Genomic DNA, 20,873 nt, shown 5'->3' with positions numbered 1-20,873 from the left:
TACGCAATCGAAGGCCGATTATAGATCAATCTTCTTCTTTCCACTCGCCGCAGATGAGGGCGAGCAAAAGGTAGTTAGGGGATTTGTCTCCATCGATTGTAAACAACCATACGCATTCTACGGGAACAGATCGAATTCGATTATTGTTACGTGTGAACCCATACTGAACCATATTGGTGAACTTATTCAGGAGGCTAAAAATGGGCGTGGCCGTCAAAGAACAGCATCCGAGTAGCGCGAGAGGTTCTAAGCACTCTTACCGTTTGAAAGAACTAAGAGATGAAGCCGCTAAAATTCGTCAACAGCACGAGCGGGGCGAGATCACACCTCAGGAAGCTAGTAAACGTCTTTCCGAATTGAAGACTCGCTATAGAAGCTTCTTTGATCGATTTCTGTAGTCACGCTTCTATTCGATCTTGCGACCGGCAAAAAAACCGACACGCCAGCAGCCTAAACTGGTGACATGTCGGTGAAGTATTGCAGAATGTTAGGCGCGCCGATAACGTGCGGGAGTTCGGATTGCCGAACACCGCCCCTTCGCTAGAGGCTTAAGAATGAGGGTCACGGTGAGGCGCACCGTGGCCTTCTCTTAATCAGCGACTGTCCTTCTCAGGAAGCCCCCTTATAGCTGTATTAGCGAACCAGAGCATGGGCAGTGTGTTCTGGAAGGGAAGCGTCCCGAACATCGCCCTAGCATCAGGTTGAGAGAACGGGTTGCCCTGCACCGCACCGGCGATACCTCGCGCGGAGTTCATAGCGTTGTCGATCATCCCCAGTGCTGGGAAGGCAGTCAGCCCCTGTGAGGGTTGTCCGGTGACGCGACTGTCAAAGAGAGGATCAAACCCGGCGACATAGGCCATGTTGTCGGCTACAGCAGGGAAGATGGAGTAGAACCCCGCTCTTTGGAAGGCTGCTGCGGCCACCTTCTGCGGTGACAGGCGTTTTTCTAGCCAGTCTTCGCGGTCGCTTCTGCCGATTGCCTGAAGGTGTGTTTGCCCCACGTAAGCAAGGCTACCAAAGGTCATCGTTGCAAGGATCATGGACATGCTCTCCCAGTCCCGCATGTGGACGTTATGGAGGGTATTCTTCGTCCAAGCCCCAAGCATGAAACCGCGGAATTGGAAGAACAGTTTACCGAGCGTGTGGCCCAGCATCGTGTTCGTCTGCCCTAAGTCGTTCTCTTGGATAATCTTGCGGGTCCACCTGAAGATGGCGTGTTCGAATGCGCCGCGTACTTCGGGGTTCCACTTCTCCAGATTAAGGCGCTTCAGCTTTGAGCCTTCACGCTCGCCTGCGGTCTCACCCATGTTCTTCCGGACTTCGGCAAAGATGCGGTCCTGCATCTCATCGCTGAGACCAAGCACGCGCATACGCTTCCGGTTTACCCGTGCGCCTTCCTCGCTCATGTCGATGAACTTCTGAAGGACGCCCTTTGCAGCCCAACGCTGGAGGTAGGCGTTGATGGGGGCCATACCGCTTGCAAAGGTCATAGCCCTAGCGCCACGGCTCATCGCCCCTTCAGCGCGCAGCATCAAAGACGATTTACCGGCGTTCGTTATCGGCGCGCCAAAGTCATCCGTCACGATATGGCTCATACCACGCAGCGTGTCGGTGCCAGCCGTGCTGATCCACTCCAGAGCTTCGGCGTCAACGTCAGCCAGCTTCCCGGTCTTGGCGTCACGCATGAATGTGCGCAGGGAGGGAATAGAGCGGATGGCAGTCTTCAGTCCCAGAGAGCCGGTAATCATTCCGATTTCGGCCACCTGAGCAAAACCCACCTGACCCATGACACGGAGGAAGTTGTAGTCACGGATCATGCGAACGGCCGAAGCCATGTTGGACTGGTCGAACTTCGACGGCGTGCCGGTGATACCATCGAACAAGAACTGAAGGCGGTCCACGTCAGCGTCAACGCTTTCACGCATACCCTTAGTGGCTCCTTCACTCGACGCGATAGCGCGCACCTGTTTGATGACCTTCTCCCAGTCAGCGCGGCTGTGCACGCCATCCACCAGATAGCGCGGATGAAGGTCTTCTTCACCGGGCCTCCAGTTGGGGTTCTCAACGCGCAAACGGGACATCGCAATGGCCCCTGACATCTGGCGATTGTAGCTCTCAAAGAGGAACTGAGCATCGTCGTGAAAGAGTTCGGCTACGCGCACTTCACGTGGCCCGTTCTTGGTCTGGAGGGTCATGCTGAAGTTCTCGTCAAGCAACTGCCTGCGCTTCCCTCTAGCCTGACCAGCCTTGCCAGCATCACGGCCAGCCATGCCGCCCACGACCATCTCAATGTCTTCCGGGTCGAGACCGACATTCTCAAGGTTCATCCGCATCTCGTCCATATCGAGAGACGAGAAAATTCGAGCGGCAGAGAGTTCCTGACCGGCCTCAACCTGCTCCAAGCGCTTCACGTACCCGGCAGCAATCTTGTCGGCCTTCACCTTCTCGATGTCAGCATTGCGGCCTTGGATTGCCTGAGAGATGAGGCGCGCCATCCCGTTCGAACCGAGCTCATCCTGAAGTTCGCGGAACCGTTGCCAGTGCACCAAACGGGGAACGTAGGTGTCACTTTCACTCAAGCCTTCCCAGCCCTTCATCGGGGCGCGTTGGGTGCCATCTAGCGCCAAGTGATCGCCCTGAGTGAGCTTCACATATGCGGCGCTAATCTTGTTCCATTCCTGCTTCATCCGCATCACGGCAGGGTCGAACTCAGCAAGCGGGTCGGTCGAGCGAATGGCTGCTGTGATCTGTTGACGGAACGCGGTTTCCTCACCGTTCATTCCCGCAGCCCATCCGAGATTGTTCCGCTCCTTGAAGTCGGACCATGCAGAACGATAGGCGCGGCTCCAAGAGATGTCGAAGCGGCGCTGTATCATGATCTGGTCTTCGGTGATTGCGCGGGACGTAGCGCCACCCTTCTTCTGACCTACCGTCTCTTCAGGCATGAGATTACCAAGTGCGCGAACAAGGGGGTTCTCAGATGCCTTCAAGCGCCCTGTTAAGTCCCAGCGATGCCAGCCGTTAAGGGCCGAGTTATCCTGAGCATCCGCGAAGTTCTTGTTGAGGTATTCCGAGATATCGGTGCGGATGGGGTTCCGCGATGCCGGGTTCTGGGCTGCACCTACTGAGCGACCCATTTCGACGCTCGACATAAGCTCCCTTGAATGTTTAACGAGTGTGTTGGCTTCTTCAGCATTCGCGGCGTTACGCCCCATTGAGCCGAAGGCTGCACCGAAAGCGAGACCACCGGCACCGGCATAAATCAGGTTCTCAGTCTCCCATGTAGGTTTGAGTTGAGACATCACACCTTCGAGTGCCAGGTTGGCTGTAGCGCCCTCAGCGGCTCCTGCTAGGATGCGAGCCACACGGCCTCCTTTGATCGCACCACCGATGGGAGATGCGGCCACGGTTGCCAGCCATCCAGCAGGATCAACAATAGACGCACCGAGCCGCAAGCCGATGCCTGTTGCTCCCATTGCCGCAAGCTTCTGCTCGACTTCGATATCCTTCCGGAGACGGTTCAGTCGCTGGTCGAAGTCGGCAGACGAGTGACTGTCGCTGAGATATCCGAGATACTGTGTCGGCACGTCTGCGGCACGCTCCTTCAGAAGCTCTTGCGAGACAGTGAAGTTCACGTCCGGTGCGGGCCTGCCTGCCTGTTCGAATGCCCAGCCAATCGCAGACTCCTGCTTCATGGCCTCCCAAGCGCCGCGCCCGAAGCCGAAGGACTCTTCGTCACGTCGCTTTTCCATTTGGGCACGTTCGATGTCGTTGTAGGGGTCTGGCGATTTCAGGATGCCGAAACCGCGTCCCATGTCTGGAACTGGAGGATATTCAGGGGTGTCACGAATGGTGCCGTCCAGCCCTTCGCCGCTCATCTTCTTTTCGGCCCATGCCCGCATGTCATCGACAGACTGAACGGCCTTGAACACGTCCGGGTTAGCACCAATCGAGTCTGGCGAAATGATGCCGTTAACGGCTACACCAGAGGGCGCATTGAGAACCTTAGCGGCGTCATGGGGGCCAAGGAACCATGCAAGATATTGCTCACCCGCAGTCGGCACACGCCCAATCCGCTTATGAACAATGTCGGTGTATTCCTTCAAAATCCAAGGCGCGGCTTTGGCCTGCTGCTCAGGGTCTAGCCGGTTCGTTAGGTTCAAGTCTGGGCGCGATTTAGCGACACCGTTCCAAGTGCCCTCAATAATTTGAAAAGGGCCGTGAGCACTTGATGTGCCACCTGCATTGGGGACATTTCTGAACATGCTTTCCGCGCCACCAATCCGGTAAAGAACATCACTGTCCACGCCTGCGGTTGCTGCCTGCTGCTCCAGAGAATTCCACCACAAAGGTAGGGCACGAGATTTGGCACTTATGCTGATCGCGGGTGCCGTGGGCGTAACAGAGGGAGATTGCGCCATGAGCTTCGACAAGCTCTCACGTGCCCATTCTTCTGCTTGGCTGACATCAGCACTTTTGTACGCCCCTGCGGGGTGCCATCCCCAGACAGTCGGGGTGTCCCGAACGTCGAGATGAAGGCTGTTCCCCGATGGGTAGATGCCAACTCCCTTAGCGCCCAGACCAATAGCCGCATCAAGAATACTGCGCTTCTGGTTGTCGTCGTACCCGGAGATATCGAGGTCGATAGCGTTGCGGTGAATGTGCTGGCTATTGTTCGCGCCGCCAGCCTTCTGGTTCCGGTTTGGGTCTCTGAAGCCCGACCTTACGCGGATATCAGGGAGGCCGCTATGGGCGGCTAAGCCGTCCAGCATAGACTTCGCATTGGGCGAGAGACCGTCGATGTCACCGCCCAGATTAATGAGGTTTGCCATTGATTTCCTTAGCTGCCCTTTATGGGCGCACGACGCGGCTATCCTCCGGCGCTGAGGGGCACCGAAGGTTGCTGCTTGGATTAACGTTGTGATGGATCCTAAGACTCTGGGGCTACCAGAAGCGGACCTGTGGCGAATGCGCTAGTGGGTGGTCCAATTTGCGCAGGGCGTCCATCAAGGCATCCGTGCGGAGCTTTTCACCGGGACGTTCGCCGGGACTATTCCTATGATAAGCCAGCATCTTCCGGTACTCTCGCCACAGTGCACGTCCGCCGTTCGTCTCATTGTCTCTAGCAAGAGTGATGATGAAATCGGCGTTCATGATCTTTTCCGGTTTGCCGTCAATGACAACATCAATCATTTTCGGGTCTAGGTCATCGACCATGCTAATGTCAGTGATGGCGCGCGCAGCGGTGTTAGTGTTCATCCTTGGTCCTGTTTATACGTGTTGCACGTGGGAGCGATGGGGCAAGGGCCGCAGACGTTACCAGCCGCCGCTGCCTCTCTGCGGAGCGGTCAGCGCTTTCTGACCTTCCTCACGGATGCGTTTGACTTCATCCTTGCTGTAGCCGGATAGCTTGGGCTTGCCGATGGTGATACCCAAGCTGGGCAGCGTCACCATAGGTTCATAACGTTCCTGACTTTCAACCTCGATACGCCGCTCTTCACGCTCGCGTTTGACCTGTTTCATTTGGTACAGGTCAGCGGTCGTTAAGATGGTGTCCGCGCCTAGGTCGATGGGAAGGCCGTCAGCCTGAACAATTCGCCAGTTCGTTGCGGAGTTTGTCAGCGGCAGTATTGATAGGTCGTCTGGGTCAATCCCTAACCGCTCGGCATTATCTTTCGCCCAGTTGTGGATGAAGTCGGTTGCCAGTTCTGAGAAGTCCGGTGGAATTGTCCTGTCTCCGGTGCGGACGGCCCAGCCGTTGATATTAGTGTAGTTTCGACGCGCTGCCTCACTGGCCCTTTCAAGGGCGCGGTCTGCCGGAAGCCCAGCCGCCTTAACATACACATCAGCAAGCTTCTGAATGTCAGTGGAGACAACTTCAGGGTTTTTCATTTCCCCGAAGCCGGAAATCCACCCGCCTTCAAAATCGGAAAGAGACTTCCGGATTTCCTCTGAACGTAGGGACGCCGTGGGACTATTGAACTTGCTGGGGTCGCGGCTATATTCCGCTGCTGTCACCAGTGCACGGTCTTCTGAGAGGGTGCCACTTTCTACCAAGGTTTTGGCAACATCATACTGAGTCCGCGCTGCCTCATCCGACATTGAGAACGCAAGCTGGGGCGCGCGCTCAACAAGGCGGCGATATAGCTCAAATCCTTTCTTTGCGTTTTCGGGGATTTCACCGCCCGCCATGACCGTGTTCATCGCCACGGCACCAGCGTTGATGGTCGCTTCCCATTGGGGATGCTTTGCGCCGTTCGTAGAAAGCCATGCAACCGTCCGATTAAATGACTCGTCGGCGGCAGCTTCAGATGAGCCTTTGCGCTGAAGTTCACGCTGCTCCCTGTCGAGGAACTGTTGAACGGCGGCTTCACGCTGCTGTTCCACGGTGACGATTTTTTCCTCACCGTTCTCGTCAACGTACTTCTGAGGGGTGAGCCATGGTAGCCCCTGTTTGTCACCGGCAAGAAGGGCACCATCTAGGATGACTTTCTTCGCCTGCTGTGCCTGCGCTTTCGCGCCTGCTTTCAACAATGCGTTGCTCTTGGCCTGCTTTGCGCTGAAGTCCTGCTGCTCAAGGCCTCGCCGTTCAGCTTCAGTAATGGCACCCTTGTTATCGGGGTTATCCCAGAACTCTTGCAGCCTATCTTTGTCGAGATTTCCGTTCTCAGCCTGCATCCAAAAGTCTTGCTTGGCGTAGGTCGTTTCACGGTCGCGGATTTTTCCATACTGGTCATCAGCGGCGGCTAGAAGTTTCGCGACATCGGGGCCAAGTGCCGCACTGTCAAGCAGCGTTCCAATCTTTGTGCCGTCCGACCCCGTTCGGTCCTGCGTGGCAATTTCCTTGATGACTTCCAGATAGCGCTTTGCGTTTCCGGGTTCGCGCTCCATGCCCATTGTGAGGGACTGCATGACGCCGACCATCGCCTTGTCTTGGTCCTTGTAGTCCACAAAGAGAAGGTCTTTGTTTGCATCATAGGACTGGCGCAGGGCGGTAGCGATAGCAGATGGATCATTGCCAGCGGCGATGCCTGCCTTCACGGTGCCCAGCCAAGAACCGTGAACAGTTTCCTGAACTCGGTCTTCAGTGGCCTTGGTCTTGTAGCTTAGCTGCTGCTCTTTCAGTTTCCCTGCGATGGGGCCGAATACTGTACCGAACTCCTGCGCAAAGAAGGGGTTGTTCGGATTTGCCTCGATGGCCTTGCGCTGAGCTTCGTTCAAGAAGGCGTCAATGTCGCCGTTCTCCTTGTCGAAACCGTTCTCATACTGAGAGATAACGTTCTGCGCCACCTGCTCAGCAACCGAGCGGCCAGCATGAGATGCGATGAGGCGCTGGCCCATAGTGGACTTCATGTCCGGGTCGTTCTTCATCATCTCAATCTGCTCTTCAGCGGAGCGACCGCTATACCGCTGGGCAAGGCGCGCCGGGAGAAGTTCATCATCCTGTTGCTTCTCAGCCTGAGCGTATCGCTGAAGGGCCGGATTAAGGGAGCCAAGGGCGTCCGCTAGGTCGGCCAAGCGGTTATCGATTGGTGCACGCTCAGGGCGCGCATACATGTCCACCGGGGCCGCGACTGGGCGCAAGCCGGGAGTTCTGGGCGGCTGGTAATTTGTCACCACGCGGCCTGTGTTCGCCGTTGCTCCAGCACGTGCTAGAATATCATCATTACCGGACAGGCCGGGTAGTTTGGTTGCCATCGTGTTTCCTTCAGGCGTCTAGTTCGATTTCAGATGATTTAACCAAGGACCATTCACGACCTTTCGCACCGCTGCGGCGGTCGGCCACGTAGATGTTTTTCCGGCGCAGGTTCAGCGCGCAGCCATCAAGATATCGGACGGTGAGGCCGCGGAAGGGCACCGGACGGATAAGTCGGGCAATGGTCACGAGATTGCCAGTCCAGCCATTGGCGGCGGGCATATGGGCGCGCACATAGGGAAACTGACCAGCACCATCCAAATTGAGAAACCAGTTCGGAGAAACCCCAAGGACTATGAGGCGATGGAAATCGTCAGCGTTCAGGATAGCAGAGTGGCCACAACGAAGGCCGACACGAACAACTTCCGTGCCCTCATCATCGGTGAAGAGAACAATGGGGCGCTTGGCGGATGGATACTTTTCGTTCAGAGAGGTGTGCATAGAATGCCCATAGATTGACCGCTCACGGCCCCGCTTAGGGCCGCGTTAGATGGCGGTTGAGGTTTTGATTGAGGGTGAAGGCAGGCCGTTTTTCGAACGCCTACTTTTCTATGGGTGGCGGCTAATGATGCCTCACTCAGGTCAATCCCCTGACTCTATTCAGGAAACGGTCTTTTCTATCTTCCGCTGCCAAGCTGCATCGTCCAATGCCTTAAGGGACGGATATTCGCTAATGCGCTGCTGAAGAATTTCCACGAAACACCACGTCAGTTCGAACGGGTACGCATTCGGCCACACAGCGGGAATGTCAGGCATGGGCCGCAAAGGTTGCCCACCCTGCGCAAAGTAGCGCATGCCGTTGTCGAGGGCATACAGCATACCTTCTGCCCGTTCTCTTGGATTGCCTTCGAGGGTCTTGAGACCTAATCCACCGCGATACGCAATCAGCATCTGGAACGTTACCCACGAAGTCCAGCGGAGGACAGTCGCTAGTTCCTTCCGGCTCATGTCTACCTGCGGTCTGAAAACTGGGTTCGCAGGGCGGCTGCAATACTGGTGTGCTGTTGCCGGAAATGGCATTGACCTAGACATGCGCGATACCTGCGAATAATTTGCGCAGTGCGCGGATGCCATGAAACTCCAGTACAAGGTGAACGTGCCCGCACCAAAGCGCGACACCATCATGTAGGAACTCGGCATCCATGAGATAGCCGGGACGCGATGAGCTAGCATCATTCGTGCAAAACCAGAAATCACACAGGTAGGGGATATTTCGGGAAAGGGTAAGAAGGGGCGTTTTATCGGTCGTTGACATGGGAAGACTCTGTTGAAGGGGCGCTATTGCCTGTCTTAACAACGCTCTATCGCAACAAAAAATGGAAGTAAATATAATAAAAACAATCACTTATGGGTTATTACCGCATGTGATTAGACCGTCTAGGTTAGTGTTGTTTCTATTGGAAAATTTCTCCGGTGCTTGCTGGAAATAAAATCGGCCATCCCGAACGTTATCGCAGTCCATAAAACGGGATAGAGGGTTGCGTGAAGCGGACGGTAAAAAGGATTGATCCATCCGGACCGACGCGGACACAAAAAATAAGCACGCCTTCCGCTCCACCTATAAACATCTTAAAGGAGACAATAAGGGGAAGTTTATCTGTCAGTGTGAGGGAGAGTCCATAAGATCATCATGATAGAAATATCTTCAGATTTTCATCCTGAAATTCACCTATCATACGTCTTATCTACACTCTAAATGGTCTATTCCTATAGTGGCGGGTAATTGACGGCTATCTAGTGGCGGGTAATCATCCCGCGCTTTCACTTGCTAACGCACGATAGACCGATGCCTTACTAAGACCCGTGGCCTTCATGATCTGGGGAACAGTCATGGTCTCTCTCATGGTCTTGATTCGGGTTGTTGTGTCTGGTGTGGTCTTGGAAGGTCTACCGAATCGGGTTCCATCCGCTTTTGCTTTCGCAATGCCGTCAGCCTGCCGCTCCGCTCGAATAGATGTTTCGAACTCGGCGAAGACAGCTAACATCTGTAGCAGTGCTTTGCCTGCCGCTGTGCTGGAATCTATGGACTGGTCGAGAACCTTCAGCGCAACGCCATCTTTCTCAAGCTCCTGAACGATGCTGAGAAGGTCCACTGCTGAACGCGCCAATCGGTCAATACGTGTGATGACAAGTGTGTCACCTGTGCGGAGAGCGCGGAGGCAAGCTTTCAACTCTGGCCTGCCTGTGGTCAATCCTGATCGCTTCTCTTCAAAAACATTCTTGGCCGCGACACCCGCCGCAATTACCTTATCCCGCTGTACATCAAGCGACTGACCCACGGATGACACGCGGATATATGCTAGCTCTACCATTCCCACTGCTCCCACGAAACGTCTAGAGGTTTTGAGACGTGAGTTATGAGACATGTTTTGAGGCGCGTCAATGGGGCGTTTCAAATAGTATGCATTTTGAGATAACTCGGCATTCCGGTAAGATGCAGCTTCTCCCGCAGGATATCGAAACTAGTGGGGCTGAGGGGGGAGTTTGCTGGCCGACATTTTATCGATTGCTCTTCGATTTTCGGCAAAAATATAAACCTCATCTGACACGGTATCGTGTAATTTCAAGATTGGCCTCAAACATAATTCAGTAGCGCTGCGCAAAATTCGCCCCCCTGCCGCGATGGACAGGGTTTCTTATGATGGGATTCGGACTTATAAATGAGAATATCTAGATGCTAGCCCCGCTGGCCCGGAACAACACTTTATCGTTATCGAAATTTTCTGTAGACGAGGCCTGAGCCATTTTATTCCGGAGAACACGCCGCCTCGATTCGATGAGTTACTTCGGAAGCAATACATAATTATCGTTGCCGCGCGGCAGCATCGGAACTCGGTATCGACGGGTGCGCTATCCTCAGCCGTCGTCCGGCTTAACCAGTTTTATACTTAATGCTAGCGCTGCCTTCACCAGAATCCGACTCCGAAAGCTTAGCTCAAAATGTGTTCCGTTCGCATGTGCACCAGAAGCAAAGTACGCATTGAGTTGCAGATCATGCGTCTGCGAGCCCCACAAAAAACCGAGATGGAAGAGACCAAGTGTCTAAAGCTCTTACAAAAATTGGACGAGCTTCCAGACGAAACGTGTAACAGGCGAGTGAGTTTGCGCGAACCATAGCTTCAATCGCCTATCTAAGCGCAGGAGTCACAATGCCCCCCAGTTTCCCCACACATGCTCACGAAAAAATCGCGACGATCACCAGTCCAATCTTCCGAGATAACAGGCAGAGGAAGCCGATATAAAACGACATCGTCAAAATGCTGCATAAAGCCTTGCGACCACCAACTGTTCAACCCTCGGGCTGGGACAACGATGTCCCATTCTAGCAAACTTGCCTTGCTAGGTTCGTCAACCAAACCCTCCCGAGCAATACCAGAACGAGTCTGCAAGTGCTTCATATGTTGCGCGCCGCCAAGAGTTCGCGTGAGCTTGAGCGCGACTCAATGCGGCTTCGCGAAGATGGGTCGATATTTCCTCCGCTGAACTATGTTTAGCCATTTGTTGCAAACCATACCGGATGTCATTCAGCTCTACCGCAGCATGAGAGGCATATAATTCTGCAAGTTTGTAAGTGGCGAAGTGGGATTTAATTCTATTGCGCTTTGTTTCGTTCCAAGTGTCTGAAGGAGCAGCGATGAAGGTGAGGGCTGCAGGACTTTGCTCAATCACGCTGGCGTAAAGCCAACGTGCATCATCAGCATCTTCGAAATAAGGATGAAAAGTCTGGTTTGCTGCCTCATCGGCTTCTTGAGCTAGTTTCGTTTTGTTGCACTCTGCACAAGCGGGGACAAGGTTGATAGGTGTCACAGTCAGCGCTGGATGCGCTGATTGCGGCAAATGATGATCGAGCTGTGATACAGTACGCTGAGAGCATAGCGGACAAATGTCGTTTTCAGGAGCAGCTTTTAGACTCGCGTAGAGCTCACGTGTTCTAGCGCTGCGGACAAAAGTTTGTTTGTAAACGCGCTCCATTTCTTCGGTAGTTACAATTCCGCCAATTCCGTCAGTGCTTGCAATGGTAAATAACTGTGCCGCCTCGCCACGGGAAATGTAAGTTGTCTCTGCCACAATTATGCTCGGTAGCGTTTTCGAGAGACGGTCGGTAAATTGAGCGTCTCTAATACTTTGGATGCATGAACGCATCACATCTGCTGCTGCAGCCGTCGGTCTCGGTAGACGTCTCATTAGGCTTTGTCTCTTTCTGCAAGCAAGCCCTTAATGATGGCACGCGCTTCCATTCCCAACTGATCCTTGAAAAATGAAACCGCTTCTGCGTAGTTTAAACTCTGGTTGACGGATTCTTGCAGCAATTGGTGAAATCCGGAGCGCGTTACTTCCAGCCCAAAAACTTCCCGAGTCAGAAGACCAATATTTTCACCGAAGGTCTCGACAGTGGGGCGTTCAACAACAGACGTGTCCCGACTTCTGCGGAGTTTCCAAGCGCAGGATTTAGGGACTTCTTGAAGGACAACAGGGGAATGCGTCGCGATGATTGCTACACCGTTTCGCCGCACAAGAAGTGTGGAAAGGCATCGAATAAAGGCGGATAAAAGTGGTGGGTGTAGGTGGCCCTCTGGTTCATCGAGAAGCACTAGAGTTTTCTCGTCAACTAGCTCTACAAGCCGTGTAATCGTCAAGAGAATGATCGCATGACCAGAACTCAGTCGTTTGAACAAGGCTTCCGCTGCCCGGTTCCATTCATCCCCTGAGGGACGCTCAAGCAAACTTATAACGTCAGCTTCCGCAAACAAATCATCGGTTTCCAGTGTTCGAACCGCGTCGATCCACCTTTGCGCCTTGAGGCCTTCCCTACAGCGATTTAAGCTACTTCGGAAGTCGACTGCCAACTCCGAGGGCGACTTTATGCCTCCCCGGTCTCCTGTTTGGTCGTCTGGTCTGCGACGAAGACCTACTTGTATGGCGCTTATTGCGTCGCTTTCACGAGGCGCTAGATCGAAATCATCGAACGCACTGAAGGAGACTAGTACAAGTCCCGCGAAGTTCCATTCCTCAAACTCATCTTGACGGATTGTGACCGTTCCCGCGCTAGTCCCTTCGGTAGGTGGTCGGCCAAGCAGTGCTTCAGTCAATCCTCTCATGCATCTCGATTTTCCGACCCCATTCCGTCCGATTAAGACGTGGACATTTGTCGGCGGTATCGCAAGCGGGGTCACATTGAACGACATTTCTGGAGGCTCCGAGCCAGCAGGCGAAGGGAGCGCGTAGCTAAACTGAAACTTGGTTAGGGCTGCATCACCCCTAGTTATTCGGTTTAGCCGGTTGCGAACGTTGGTGGCCCGGACATCTCTCAGCAGAGATTCCGACATCACCAATTCACCATAGTTATCTTCAAAAATTGAAAGATTAAATGCAACGTCTCTAAGCGAGATCAATATATACTCGCGAAGATCGTCCGGGAGGGCGTTTAAAGAAACGTAATAGTCTTCTCCCTGTCCCAACGAGAAAAATTCCGGACTAAGGGTGTCGAAACTCTCGCCAATTAACGGCGTGCGTTGACCGGGGCGGAAGTCGCGCTCCGAAGCTGGCTGTAGTCCAATCTGACCAATTTTAACTGACCCGATTGAATGCTTTATACCCTCACCATCAAACACGGTAAGATAGAATTGCGTCCGGAATTTACCCCAATCATCCCACCGATCGGTCGTTAAGAAAGCTTGGCTTTTACCATGTGATGGGGAGTTTGAAACGACTGTGAAAAACATTTGCGGCTAAACTCCCTTGGTCGAATCTAAGTTGCATCGGTGTATATTCTCAATTTATGAATGTTAGGTCACCGCATGAAGATGCAACTAAGTGATTTCGACTAGCCCGGCCCGGCCTCAAATGCCAAGTTCGGATAACAGCAGGAGGGCAGAGCGAGATTTGATTGTTGTCTTTCAGCACTCGAAGGAACATATAAGGAACATGAGGGTGGAGAGTGGGCCGAAATGGATCTGATTACCTCCCAATTTTTGGCGCTGGAGTGCTCTCTGGCGTGATATTGACCGTTAGCTATTGTTTCCAGGTAAAGTTATCCCCACAACAACTGAGTGATTTATCCATGAGCTACAGTGATTTAGTTGCCATTTTGCTGACGGCCACTTCGACTATAATCACAATTTTGGGCGTCTTTGTCGCCGTTCTCGCGATTTGGGGTTATTCACAATTTGAAAAAATGACTAAGGAGGCGTCGAGCAGACATCTTGAGCTAATGTTACAGTCTGGAAAGTTCAGAGATGAAGTCGACCAAACAATAATGAGGCATGTGAGTGCAGAACTTGCCAAGGAGACCAGCCCCCTTCGTGATCTCTTGAGGGAGCAGATCGATACAATAATTTATACGGACGCTGCTAAGCGCCAGATGGGTGCCGAGTCGCCAAGTGCAGAAGCTCCATTCGAAGGATAATATGAACGAGGTTTAACATGACAAGTCGCGAGTGGGATTTGCTCGACCAAGAGGTTAAATCGGCTATTGTTCCGAGTATGCAGCAACCTCCGATCAAATTATCGCAGTTGGCCAGCAATGTCGGGGGAGTCCGGATTATTGCCGCGCCGCTTCCGAAAGGAATCTCTGGAGAAATACGCCCTGATCCCGATAATGTCGGCAACTACCTCATCAAAGTAAATAGAAACGACTCAGCCAGAAGGCAGCGATTTACCGTTGCACACGAGTTGGCTCATTATTTTTTGCACCGCGATCAGATTGGTGGCGGTATTGAGGACGATGTTCTTTATCGTTCCAAGTTGTCGGACGCACGAGAAGCGCAGGCTAATCGACTGGCGGCGGATATATTGATGCCGGAGAAGCTCGTGGACGAGTGGATCGACAAGGCGCGCGCACTAAAGGTAGAAGACGTTCTTGGATTTCTCGCGGATAAGTTTAATGTGTCCGAAGCAGCTATGAAGATTCGGCTAGGGATAAAATAAGGTCGGCGCTATGAGTTTCTTGAACTTTGAATATATACCGATGCTCAACGTCAGACAGGCTGAGATGAGGGCCCTTGAGGAACTCCCATCGCAAACAAAAGATGCTATGCTGCCCTACATAGTTCTTCAGCCGTGGGCTTCGGCGAAAGAACTAGCTAGTGCTGTCGCAAGAGTGAATGCGGCTGTTGGACTTAGGACTATTATAGTCGACATAGGTGAAGAACAGCCGTTCAAAGGGGAGCGGCGGCCTGTTCATGATGCTTTTGACAGTTTACGTGTATCGGCTAATGGCTACAAAAATTATGTAGATTTTCTTGTACTCAATGGAAATTTCTTGCCTTCGTTGCAATTGGCGGACCTAACCCAACTCGACGCTCAAATCAGGCGGCTCGCGGAACTAAATCGGGATATTACCGTCAGGTTGAGGGAGCCAATGTTCCAGTACGCGCGCGACATCGCTGCGCGATTTCAAGGGAGAATTCCTGCTGGCAGCCTGCACTTTATATTAGATTTTGAGAAGCAGAATCGAGAAATTTTGGTTAAGTCGGCAATTGCGGTACAGACTATCCGCAACATAAGAAGCACACTACCGGAGTGCTCTGTCTCGGTAAGCGCCTCTACTTTTCCCGAAAGTTTCGTCGGGTTGGCTCACCAAGATATTTTCGAAAGAGAATTTCATGCCGTCGTCCGCGATGCTATTCAAAATGAAAGACTAATTTATTGCGACCGTGGAAGTGTTCGTGCTGAGGCACTGGGCGGAGGTGGGGGCCTCCCCGCGCCCAGAATTGACATTGCGAGTATTTCTCGATGGCACTTTTTCAGAGTGGATGACGCTGCTGATAAACACTCAGGTTTCAGGCGTGCTGCAAACGACGCGATGGAAGACGATTGTTGGACAGATCTTGGAATATGGGGAACTGAGTATATTAAACGTACCGGTAAAGATGGTGAAACCGACACAATCGATAGTGCGGCAAAGTGTACTGCGGCGCGGATTAATATACATCTTCACACGCAAGCCACCGGTGGTAAAATTGACGGCGGAGATGAAGTCGGGTGGGCAGACTAACTAGCCGAAAACGGCTTGAGCCTGCACTTCCCACTGCATCCAAAAGGCCGCTCTGTTTGCCTGATTACGTTTGATTTCATCACGTTCCACGGCGTAACGGCTTAGATACCGCAGGTGATCTGGCCTTATACGCCTACCACTAGTTTCGCGTAAAAAAGCCCTTGTGGTGACTTCATAAGTTGTCTTGAACGAGGCGGTAAAAAGTGAGTTAACATCAATCGCTGGGTTTTCGACGACCTGCTTCTCAAGCTGGGTTCGTGAATAGGAAGCGCTACTGGCGGTAACACCCAATGAAGACTGTAATACTCTCACACTGACGGCGCGCGCCAGCTCCAGTCGGTCCCTTGAAGAATTATGTACCGGTGGCCTGTGGATATGTACTTCTCCATCTCGCCACACATAAATTCCGACAACCAAAGGGCAAAGCGTCTCGGCTTTGCTAAGATGTATTTCATCGCACAGCAAGATCACATTATCAAAGAATTTTAGGTACGCCGTTATTTGGTCCGGAAGACGCACGAGTGAATCGCGCGCGCTCTTAATTTCGACTCCGATGAACGCGCCATTCCATATAGCAAGGTCACTTCGACAGCCGGTTTGCCCTAATACGAATTCAGAAGCGATAACTGAAGTTGGCTTTAGAGCGCGCTGGCGGCGATACCAAGCCAACATGCGGCACTTCAGGCTTTCCTCGTCAAGATTCATCATGCTTCTTCCACGGCCATGCGGCAACTTATCCCTTTGGTAATTAAAGTTCTGTGAACGCAGAAATTGCTAGCTGACGATACGCATCTGTCAACCGTTTCTTTCTTGAAAGGGCGTTGACCACGTTGGTGGTACACACGTCTTGACCGAGCGAGGCTGAAACGCCTATCCTGTGGTGGTATTAGTACACTTCCGCCGAGTTCAAATCTCTCTAGCAGCACCATTTTACCTCGACAATTCAAGAAGTTGCGCGCTTACTCAAGCCCTACACCCTGCATGTTGCTCACCGCATTCCGGAGTGTTGCCGCTTCGTAAAAGCTTGGCAAACGGGAAAACCGCGCCCCTTGCGAAGCGCGGTTTCCACATCCGAATATTCTGTTGCTGCCAGAGCGGGACGAAACCGCCCGTAGCCAACGGGCGCCGCTTACTGACGGAATAGCGACAGGATATTTTCGGAACTGGTATTGGCGATGGAGAGCGACTGGATCGCCAGCTGCTGCTGCGTCTGGAGAGCCTTGAGCTTGGTGGATTCCTCGTTCATGTCCGCATCGACGAGGCGGCCGATGCCCTTGTCGATGGAGTCTGTCAGCTTGGAAACGAAGTCTTCCTGCAGATCGAGGCGCATCTTGATCGAGCCGAGATCGGCGCTTGCGCTGATGAGCGATTCCAGCTGGGTGTTGACGAACTGGATCATGTTATCGAGACCTTCGTTTTCGGTCAGCGGCTGTCCCTTTGAATTGGTCAGGCCGGCCAGGTCCTTCGTGATGTCGAGGTCGATCAGCGAGTAGTCGAGCTTCTGCGCCATCTGCGAATCCGCTGCGGCGGTTTCCAGATAGATATTGTTGCCGGACGTTCCGCCGGTGCCGATCGCGGTTACCGTGGTGCCGGCAGGTGTCGGCGCCGTGTTGTTGGCCTTCACGTAAAGCGCTTCGCCGGCGGCGTTTTCACCGATCTTGAAGTAGGTGCCGTTGTTTCGTGCAGTGGTGGCGGCAGCGACTGTAACGAGGCCGGTTACCGGGTCTGCGGCGGAAACCGTGGTTGTCGTGCCCGAGGGGAAACCGAGAAGCTGCGCTTCGGTAAACACCTTTGCGGTATAGGGTGTTGTTGTGGGGACACCTGCGGGCGTCGTTGTCGTGATCTCGAAATCGCGAAGAGCGCCGGTATCGGAGTAATAGGCGGCGCTGTCGAGAATGCCGTTTTTCGTCGCGCCGGTGGTCGTATCGAAAAGCGCGGTCTTGTTATCGACCTGGATGTTGATGGTCTTGACGGCGACATTGCCTGCACCGTCACGGATGAAGGAGCCGACGACCTGCTTGGTGATGGGCGTCAGATTGCCGGAGGCGTCGCTGATCTTGCCCTTCAGCCAGTTTTCACCGGAGAAGGAGGCGGATTCGCCAATGCTCTTCAACTGGTCCTGAAGCTGGCGGATTTCTTCCTGGATCTTGGCCTTGTCAACGCCTGCTTCGCGGGCGGCAACCAGCTTCTTGCTGATTTCCTTGACGACATCGACGGTGGTTTCCATGGCGGAATAGGCGGTATCAACCTTTGCGGCGCCGAGGCCGAGAGCGTCCTGTACGGCGGAGAGGGCGCCATTATCAGAACGCATGGTGGTCGCGATCGACCAGTAGGCGGCATTGTCGGATGCGGTCTTGACGCGCATGCCGGAGGAAACGCGCGACTGGGTTTCTTCCATGTTGCTGCCGATGGCGCGAAGAGTCTGGAGGGCGGCCATGGCCGCAACGTTGGTCAAAATGCTGGTCATAATGATTTGCCCCTTGATTGGCTGAAATGAAAAGGGACATTCCGGATTGCCGCCGGGAACGATCGAGCGGCTTGATGCCTGTTAACCTCTTTTTCGTCTTGGTTAACCAATCGTTTCGATGACCAGTTTTTAGGGCGCGAATGGTTAACAAAGCCTAAACCTGTATTAATAAAATTAGGAAATAATAATTTCTATTAACGATAACGAAAAACCGCGCCGTTTCGGGCGCGGTTTGCATTTGGCGATCGGTGTCGGAATTAACGGAAGAGCGAGAGAATGCTCTGGGAGTCGTTGTTGGCGATCGACAGGGCCTGCACAGCAAGCTGCTGCTGGGTCTGAAGGGCCTTCAGCTTGGTGGATTCTTCGTTCATTTCCGCGTCGACGAGGCGGCCGATGCCCTTGTCGAGCGAGTCAGTCAGCTTGTTGACGAAGTTTTCCTGCAATTCGATGCGCATCTTGACCGAGCCGAGGTCGGCGGCGGCGGATGTCATGCTCTGGAGTTGCTTGTCGACGAAGGAAACCATGGCGTCGAGCGCCTGCTCGGGCGTCAGGGTCACGGTGGCGGGGCCGACGAGATCCTTGGTGATGTCCAGCGAGGTCAGGGAGTAGGACAGTGACTTTGCGAGCTGATTGTTGGCGCCGGTTTGAAGGTAGACGTTTTGGCCATCTTTCGTGGTGCCGATTGCGGAGGTGCCGAGCGCTTTCTGAGCTGTGTCGATGGCGCCGGTGCCTGTCGAGGCAGTCGCTGCGGTGCCGTCGCCCATGACCTTGACATACTGATCGTCACCGATTTTCAGGTATGCGCCGTTCTCTGCGGCCGAAGCGTTGGCGACAACGACCAAGCCGGTAGTCGAATCCGCAACCGCAGTGACCGGGGTTGCAGCCGCGGCAGGGGTCAGGCCCTTAAGCTGTGCTTCGGTGAAGACCACCGCTGCCTTAACCGTGGTGGCCTTTGCGGCGCCGACGCCTGTCGTGATTTCGAAGTTCTTGTATGAACCCGTCGAGGAATAGACGGCGTAGGCATCGAGAATACCCTGCTTGTCTTTTGCCGCGCCGGACGAGGTGTCGAACAGAACCGTCTCGTTGCTCAATGCGACATTGATGGTCTTGACGGAAACGTTGCCGCTGTTATCGCGGATGAAGGAGCCGACGACCGCCTTGGTGATGTCGGAGAGGTTGCCCGTGCCATCGCTGATCTTGGCCTGCAGCCAGTTCTCACCGGAGAAGGAGGAGGAGCTGGAGATGGACTTCAGCTGGTCCTGCAGCTGGGAGATCTCTTCCTGGATCTTGGTCCGGTCGACGCCTGCTTCGCGGGCGGCCACCAGCTTGTTCTTGATCTGCTTGACGACCTCGATCGAGGATTCCATGCCGGCATAGGCGGTGTCGACCTTGGCGGCGCCGAGGCCGAGGGCGTCCTGGACGGCGGAAAGGGCGCCATTATCCGAACGCATCGTGGTCGCGATGGACCAGTAAGCGGCATTGTCGGAAGCTTCCCGGACGCGCTGGCCGGAGGACACGCGGTCCTGCGTGGCTTCCATGTTCTGGCCGATGGAGCGCAGGGTCTGGAGCGCAGTCATCGCTGCGATGTTTGTCAAAATGCTCGTCATAATAAATTGCCCCTGTAATGGCTGATTAGAAAAGGGACATTCCGGCTCACCGGGAGCGGCGTACAGCATCATGCCTGCTGACCGGCTACTTTCTTGAAGGTCAGCCCGCCGCTTCGATGGCTTCAGCTAAACGCTGTCGAATTAAAAAATACTTAAAGTAGAAAATAGTTGAGAATAAAATTTATACGTGCATACCATCTAAAAAACTGAAACGTAATATTTGCCATCCGCGTCGGACGGGCTGCCTTGAACGGTCTTCACGATCATCGCTTTGAAACGCGGGCGATAAAACGAAAAAAACCGCGCCCTTTCGGGCGCGGTTCGCATTTGACGATCGGTGTCGGAATTAACGGAAGAGCGAGAGAATGCTCTGGGAGTCGTTGTTGGCGATCGACAGGGCCTGAACAGCGAGCTGCTGCTGGGTCTGAAGGGCCTTCAGCTTGGTGGATTCTTCGTTCATTTCCGCGTCGACGAGGCGGCCGATGCCCTTGTCGAGCGAGTCAGTCAGCTTGTTGACGAAGTTTTCCTGCAATTCGATGCGCATCTTGACCGAGCCGAGGTCGGCGGCGGCGGATGTCATGCTCTGGAGCTGCTTGTCGACGAAGGAAACCATGGCGTCGAGCGCCTGCTCGGGCGTCAGGGTCACGGTGGCGGGGCCGACGAGATCCTTGGTGATGTCCAGCGAGGTCAGGGAGTAGGACAGTGACTTTGCGAGCTGACCGTTGGCATCCGTTCTCAGGTAGACGTTTTGGCCATCTTTCGTGGTGCCGATTGCGGAGGTGCCGAGCGCTTTCTGAGCGGTGTCGATGGCGGCGGTACCCGTCGAGGCAGTCGCTGCGGTGCCGTCGCCCATGACCTTGACATACTGATCGTCACCGATTTTCAGGTATGCGCCGTTTTCCGGTGTGCCAGCGCCCAATGCGACAACATAGAGGCCGGTGGTCGCGTCAGGGGTAACAGTGACCGGGGTTCCTGCCGTTGCAGGGGTCAGGCCCTTAAGCTGTGCTTCGGTGAAGACCACCGCTGCCTTAACCGTGGTGGCCTTTGCGGCGCCGACGCCTGTCGTGATTTCGAAGTTCTTGTATGAACCCGTCGAGGAATAGACGG

15 protein-coding genes are annotated in these 20,873 nt (G+C 53.9%); 3 read left to right on the top strand and 12 right to left on the bottom strand.

Translation table 11 applies throughout. The annotated features are described in order from the left end of the window. Window positions 1–593: 593 nt before the first annotated feature. The 8 genes from WA845_RS02735 to WA845_RS02700 all read right to left on the bottom strand — a co-directional run bounded on the left by WA845_RS02735 (window position 594) and on the right by WA845_RS02700 (window position 13,419). Window positions 594–4,832 (bottom strand): D-Ala-D-Ala carboxypeptidase family metallohydrolase, encoded by a 4,239-nt coding sequence (locus WA845_RS02735; protein ID WP_337322169.1) that lies wholly within the window; start codon window positions 4,830–4,832, stop codon window positions 594–596. Window positions 4,833–4,944: 112 nt separating this feature from the next. Then, complete coding sequence (locus WA845_RS02730; RefSeq protein WP_112555869.1) at window positions 4,945–5,259, bottom strand: hypothetical protein; 315 nt, start codon at window positions 5,257–5,259, stop codon at window positions 4,945–4,947. Window positions 5,260–5,316: 57 nt separating this feature from the next. Further along, window positions 5,317–7,698: a hypothetical protein gene (locus WA845_RS02725; RefSeq protein ID WP_112555867.1), complete on the bottom strand. Its 2,382-nt coding sequence runs from the start codon at window positions 7,696–7,698 to the stop codon at window positions 5,317–5,319. A gap of 10 nt (window positions 7,699–7,708) precedes the next feature. Continuing rightward, window positions 7,709–8,137, bottom strand: a complete 429-nt coding sequence (locus WA845_RS02720) for a hypothetical protein (RefSeq protein ID WP_162719250.1) — start codon at window positions 8,135–8,137, stop codon at window positions 7,709–7,711. 159 nt (window positions 8,138–8,296) lie between these two features. Further along, the gene (locus WA845_RS02715; protein ID WP_112555862.1) at window positions 8,297–8,644 is read right to left on the bottom strand and encodes a hypothetical protein; all 348 of its coding nucleotides are present in this window, start codon (window positions 8,642–8,644) and stop codon (window positions 8,297–8,299) included. Window positions 8,645–9,444: 800 nt separating this feature from the next. Then, the gene (locus WA845_RS02710; protein WP_112555860.1) at window positions 9,445–10,008 is read right to left on the bottom strand and encodes a recombinase family protein; all 564 of its coding nucleotides are present in this window, start codon (window positions 10,006–10,008) and stop codon (window positions 9,445–9,447) included. 1,036 nt (window positions 10,009–11,044) lie between these two features. Continuing rightward, on the bottom strand, window positions 11,045–11,881 hold the full coding sequence (locus WA845_RS02705; protein WP_112555858.1) for a hypothetical protein: 837 nt from the start codon (window positions 11,879–11,881) through the stop codon (window positions 11,045–11,047). Further along, window positions 11,881–13,419 (bottom strand): AAA family ATPase, encoded by a 1,539-nt coding sequence (locus WA845_RS02700; RefSeq protein ID WP_337322168.1) that lies wholly within the window; start codon window positions 13,417–13,419, stop codon window positions 11,881–11,883. The genes WA845_RS02705 and WA845_RS02700 overlap by 1 nt, the downstream gene beginning before the upstream one ends. Window positions 13,420–13,757: 338 nt before the next feature. On the opposite strand from WA845_RS02700, the gene WA845_RS02695 reads away from it, so the two are divergent. The 3 genes from WA845_RS02695 to WA845_RS02685 are packed head-to-tail and all read left to right on the top strand — an operon-like array spanning window position 13,758 to window position 15,692. After that, window positions 13,758–14,102, top strand: coding sequence for a hypothetical protein (locus WA845_RS02695; RefSeq protein ID WP_112555854.1), 345 nt, complete (start codon window positions 13,758–13,760; stop codon window positions 14,100–14,102). 17 nt (window positions 14,103–14,119) lie between these two features. Next, window positions 14,120–14,623, top strand: coding sequence for an ImmA/IrrE family metallo-endopeptidase (locus WA845_RS02690; protein WP_112555852.1), 504 nt, complete (start codon window positions 14,120–14,122; stop codon window positions 14,621–14,623). A 10-nt stretch (window positions 14,624–14,633) separates the two neighbouring features. Further along, window positions 14,634–15,692, top strand: coding sequence for a beta family protein (locus WA845_RS02685; RefSeq protein WP_112555850.1), 1,059 nt, complete (start codon window positions 14,634–14,636; stop codon window positions 15,690–15,692). Here the strand turns inward: WA845_RS02685 and WA845_RS02680 are convergent, their stop codons facing one another. From WA845_RS02680 to WA845_RS02665, 4 genes are all read right to left on the bottom strand, one after another. Beyond that, window positions 15,693–16,400 carry a sce7726 family protein gene (locus WA845_RS02680; protein ID WP_112555848.1) on the bottom strand — a complete coding sequence of 236 codons (708 nt, stop codon included), beginning with the start codon at window positions 16,398–16,400 and terminating at the stop codon, window positions 15,693–15,695. It abuts the gene before it with no gap. 421 nt (window positions 16,401–16,821) lie between these two features. After that, complete coding sequence (locus WA845_RS02675) at window positions 16,822–18,159, bottom strand: flagellin N-terminal helical domain-containing protein (protein WP_004439930.1); 1,338 nt, start codon at window positions 18,157–18,159, stop codon at window positions 16,822–16,824. Window positions 18,160–18,416: 257 nt separating this feature from the next. Beyond that, window positions 18,417–19,766, bottom strand: a complete 1,350-nt coding sequence (locus tag WA845_RS02670) for a flagellin N-terminal helical domain-containing protein (RefSeq protein ID WP_337322167.1) — start codon at window positions 19,764–19,766, stop codon at window positions 18,417–18,419. Window positions 19,767–20,112: 346 nt separating this feature from the next. Then, window positions 20,113–20,873: flagellin (locus WA845_RS02665; RefSeq protein ID WP_337322166.1), on the bottom strand; the 761-nt coding region annotated here is incomplete at its 5' end.

The sequence above is a fragment of the Agrobacterium sp. CMT1 genome, assembly GCF_037203725.1.
In the GTDB taxonomy this organism is placed as follows: Bacteria; Pseudomonadota; Alphaproteobacteria; order Rhizobiales; family Rhizobiaceae; genus Agrobacterium; species Agrobacterium pusense.
Note: the sequence above shows the minus strand (reverse complement) of the source record. Positions and strands in the feature narration are given on the sequence as shown.

Coding starts and splice junctions, on each gene's coding strand:
- WA845_RS02735 (WP_337322169.1), bottom strand. CDS start 4,832: ATGGCAAACCTCATTAATCTGGGCGGTGACATCGACGGTCTCTCGCCC.
- WA845_RS02730 (WP_112555869.1), bottom strand. CDS start 5,259: ATGAACACTAACACCGCTGCGCGCGCCATCACTGACATTAGCATGGTC.
- WA845_RS02725 (WP_112555867.1), bottom strand. CDS start 7,698: ATGGCAACCAAACTACCCGGCCTGTCCGGTAATGATGATATTCTAGCA.
- WA845_RS02720 (WP_162719250.1), bottom strand. CDS start 8,137: ATGCACACCTCTCTGAACGAAAAGTATCCATCCGCCAAGCGCCCCATT.
- WA845_RS02715 (WP_112555862.1), bottom strand. CDS start 8,644: ATGAGCCGGAAGGAACTAGCGACTGTCCTCCGCTGGACTTCGTGGGTA.
- WA845_RS02710 (WP_112555860.1), bottom strand. CDS start 10,008: ATGGTAGAGCTAGCATATATCCGCGTGTCATCCGTGGGTCAGTCGCTT.
- WA845_RS02705 (WP_112555858.1), bottom strand. CDS start 11,881: ATGAGACGTCTACCGAGACCGACGGCTGCAGCAGCAGATGTGATGCGT.
- WA845_RS02700 (WP_337322168.1), bottom strand. CDS start 13,419: ATGTTTTTCACAGTCGTTTCAAACTCCCCATCACATGGTAAAAGCCAA.
- WA845_RS02695 (WP_112555854.1), top strand. CDS start 13,758: ATGAGCTACAGTGATTTAGTTGCCATTTTGCTGACGGCCACTTCGACT.
- WA845_RS02690 (WP_112555852.1), top strand. CDS start 14,120: ATGACAAGTCGCGAGTGGGATTTGCTCGACCAAGAGGTTAAATCGGCT.
- WA845_RS02685 (WP_112555850.1), top strand. CDS start 14,634: ATGAGTTTCTTGAACTTTGAATATATACCGATGCTCAACGTCAGACAG.
- WA845_RS02680 (WP_112555848.1), bottom strand. CDS start 16,400: ATGATGAATCTTGACGAGGAAAGCCTGAAGTGCCGCATGTTGGCTTGG.
- WA845_RS02675 (WP_004439930.1), bottom strand. CDS start 18,159: ATGACCAGCATTTTGACCAACGTTGCGGCCATGGCCGCCCTCCAGACT.
- WA845_RS02670 (WP_337322167.1), bottom strand. CDS start 19,766: ATGACGAGCATTTTGACAAACATCGCAGCGATGACTGCGCTCCAGACC.